The organism is Microcystis sp. M090S1 (genome assembly GCF_020246295.1).
Lineage (GTDB): Bacteria > Cyanobacteriota > Cyanobacteriia > Cyanobacteriales > Microcystaceae > Microcystis > Microcystis aeruginosa.
Genome location: NZ_JADBTF010000111.1, coordinates 1 through 3,363, shown reverse-complemented (window position 1 = coordinate 3,363; position 3,363 = coordinate 1). Strand labels below are relative to the sequence as shown.

General features: G+C 46.3%; 2 protein-coding genes. Both read right to left on the bottom strand.

Annotation, left to right across the window (positions count from 1 at the left end):
• Nucleotides 1–45: 45 nt before the first annotated feature.
• The gene (locus IM477_RS05235; RefSeq protein WP_287730813.1) at nucleotides 46–2,469 is read right to left on the bottom strand and encodes an nSTAND1 domain-containing NTPase; all 2,424 of its coding nucleotides are present in this window, start codon (nucleotides 2,467–2,469) and stop codon (nucleotides 46–48) included.
• 256 nt (nucleotides 2,470–2,725) lie between these two features.
• Complete coding sequence (locus IM477_RS05230) at nucleotides 2,726–3,043, bottom strand: Het-E N-terminal domain-containing protein (RefSeq protein ID WP_287730812.1); 318 nt, start codon at nucleotides 3,041–3,043, stop codon at nucleotides 2,726–2,728.
• Nucleotides 3,044–3,363: the final 320 nt, after the last annotated feature.

The window sequence follows — 3,363 nt, the reverse complement described above, 5'->3', positions numbered from 1 at the left end:
TGATATAGCGGTAAGCGCTTGAGTGAGATACAGACCAAGCTTTGCCTAGCATGGTTTATAGCTCGTGACACTGTACCTCATACGACTGCACACCGCTATAGTCTTGTCACCACTACCGCTCACCAAAGTCTTGCCGTCGCGACTAAAATTAACGCTATAGACAGGGCCATCATGCCCCTTGATGGTGCGGATTTCTTGGCCTGTTTTTACATTCCAGAGTTTGATAGTTTTGTCATCACTACCGCTCACCAAGGTCTTGCCGTCAGGACTAAAATTAACGCTATAGACAGGGCCATTATGCTCCTTGAGGGTGCGGATTTCTTTCCCTGTTTCTACATTCCAGAGTTTGATAGTCTTGTCATCACTACCGCTCACCAAAGTCTTGCCGTCGTGACTAAAATTAACGCTTCTGACACGGTCATCATGCCCCTTGAGGGTGTGGATTTCTTGGGGTTTTTCTACATTCCAGAGCTTGATAGTTTTGTCATCACTACCGCTCACCAAAGTCTTGCCGTCAGGACTAAAATTAACGCTATAGACAGGGCCATTATGCCCCTTGAGGGTGCGGATTTCTTGGCCTGTTTCTACATTCCAGAGTTTGATAGTTTTGTCATCACTACCGCTCACCAAAGTCTTGCCGTCGCAACTAAAATTAACGCTATGGACATAGCTACCATGCCCTTCTAAGCGATTGCGTTCACTTTTCCGGTTGAGAAGTTCCTGTAAGGCATTCATCACCTCCTTGTCGGATGCCTGCTGCTTTTGTAGAGTTTTTCCTGCCTTAATTGCTTCAACGAAAGCCTCTAATTCTTTTCCTCTATCAAACAAAGATAAGGAAGAAAACCCGCGAGCATTTGCCAGATTGAGTTCCGCTTGTTGTGTTTGTTTCCAAGCCATCAAACCCAATCCCATACTAACCACCACCGCCCCCAAGGAACCCGCCGCAATCCCCCAAGCGGTTCTAATTTCGCGCCGCCTGCGGGCTGCTTCGGCTTGTTTTATCCGTTCTCGCTCTTGGAGACTCTGCCTGATAAAATCCTGTTCACTTTGGCTGATATCTTCTGGGCGTTTCTTCAATTGTTCTTCCGCCTCCGCCAACGCCGCCCCGCGCAACCATGAGCCTTCATCCCCCTGCGTCTTTTGCCATTGCCCCATCGCCCCCCGCAAACGCTCCTGCCAAGCGCGAAAAACCCTGTCTGTATCCATCCAGCCCCGCAATTCCCCCCAATTGCGAATCAGTGCTTCATGCACCACTTCCACCGTCTCCACCTGTGCCTCTTCACTGCGACTGGTGACAACTAAACGCGCATCCGCCAGTTGTTTCACCAGCGCCCAATTTACCGCCCCTAATTCCGCTTTTGTCGCCAGCCGCCGCGTATCTTCTGTGCCTTCCCCTGGGCGTACCAATTGGATGAAAATGCGCCGCACCTGTTCCCGTTGCGCCTCACTCAGCTTGTCATATTCTTCATTGGCATGGCGGGCCAAAGCACCCTGCACTTGGCCAATTTCTGTATATGCCAGATGGGTTAACTGTTGGCCCTGTCGCCGCTGCCACAATTCCGTTAAGGCAAACTCTAGTAATGGCAAATTCCCCGGCTCACTCTCCACATCATCGAGGATGCGCTCCACCAGTCCCGCTTCAAATGTCACCCCCAATTTTTGCGCCGGTTTTTCAATAACTTCTGTGAGTTCTTCTCGGTTCATCGGCCCCAATTTCAAGTCAGTATTTTGTAAGACATCGGCAAAGGGACGATAGGAAAGAGCATTCCCCAAGAAATCGGCCCGCATAGTTAATACCAACACCATTCCTACCCTTTCAAAAGGGGATGTAGTTAATTTATCGAGAAAATTACGACGGATTGTTTCATCAGGACAGAGGGTATAAAGTTCCTCAAATTGGTCGGCAATTACCAGCACCCGTTCACTGGGATAATTCTGTTGGATTTGGGCAACAACGTCAGCTAAAGAAATATCGCCATCACGCAAATAATTGGCTAACTGACGCGCTTGGGCGAGGCGTTCTGTCTCATTTAAATTAGTTGTATAAAGGGGAACTAATGCTAAAGCTAGGGCATGAAAAGGGTCAGAACCGGGACGAAAATGGGTAAACTGCCAGTGACTTTCTTGTTGCAATTTAGGGACTAATCCCGCAAAAACCACCGAGGATTTACCACTTCCCGACGCACCTAATAGGGGGATAAAATTACGGGTTTGGGTTGCCTGAAATAGGGTTTTAATAAAGCTTTTGCGCCCAAAAAAGTATTCTGCATCTCCTGGACCAAAATGAAACAAGCCACGATAGGGACAGGGCAGATTATCATCGGCAACATCGGCAGAATCAGCAGGGGCTATTCTTGCTTCTTCTCGATAATAGTAATTGGTAATCGTGATGGTTGCATTGCCAGTCCCAGAGGTAGCAGCATATTGAGCTTCTGTAATATTTTGTTGAATTTCGCTTGGTTCTGACATATCAACCATCCTGATTAATTAAAATACAGTCTCAGTCATCCTTAGATGTGCCATGCTCGGTGATGCCGCTAATACTAGCATTACCCGTGCCAGAGGTAGCAGCATATTTAACATTACTGATATTTTGGGTGATAATTTGTTGTCCACCGGGTTGTTCGGCTCTTCTGGTTTCTGTGTGGAGGGAAGAAGAATAGGGATAATTTTATAGAAATATAGTCTTCAAAGCCTTGCCTAGCAAGACTCCTACGAATGATAATCAGTGCTTATCACACAAAGTAGAGAAGAGCCGTTGTTCTTGGAGCTTGTCTAGTAAATCTTGGGCTAATTTAGTGATTTCATTATCTTTATCAACCCCCGCTTCGACAATTTTATCTTTTAACAAACCTTCAGCTTTCTTGATATCCTCTGGTTTTGCCTCTACCATTGCCTGTGCTAAAGCATCATTAGCAAACTTACGCTTAATCAAGGTTTTCAAACCTTGATATGTATCTTTAACACCTTTTTCCGCCGTATCTTTAGCCGCAGCAACCGCACCGGCAGTCAAGGCGGCGACAATCAGAGAAACTGGTTCCATTGTTTGATACTCCCAATACAATATTGCTGATTCAATCTTAGATCAAAACAATTTTTAATAGTAAGCCAAACCGCAATCAGCTAGAGAACTGGAATTTTACGGCCAAGGCACTAAACCTTAAAATTATTACTATGTAGGATTTGCTGAATAAATGTGAAATGTAGGCAAGGTAGGGGCTTTCTGGCTTTTCTCTGGAAACAGGTGCAAGATTTTGAGAGAATCGTGCTTCAAAACCTTGCGTCTTCATCAGCCCGCGTCCTGTAGGGGCGAAGCATTCGGATGGAAAATCTACGGTTTCACCGATAGGTTATTGCCCGAAT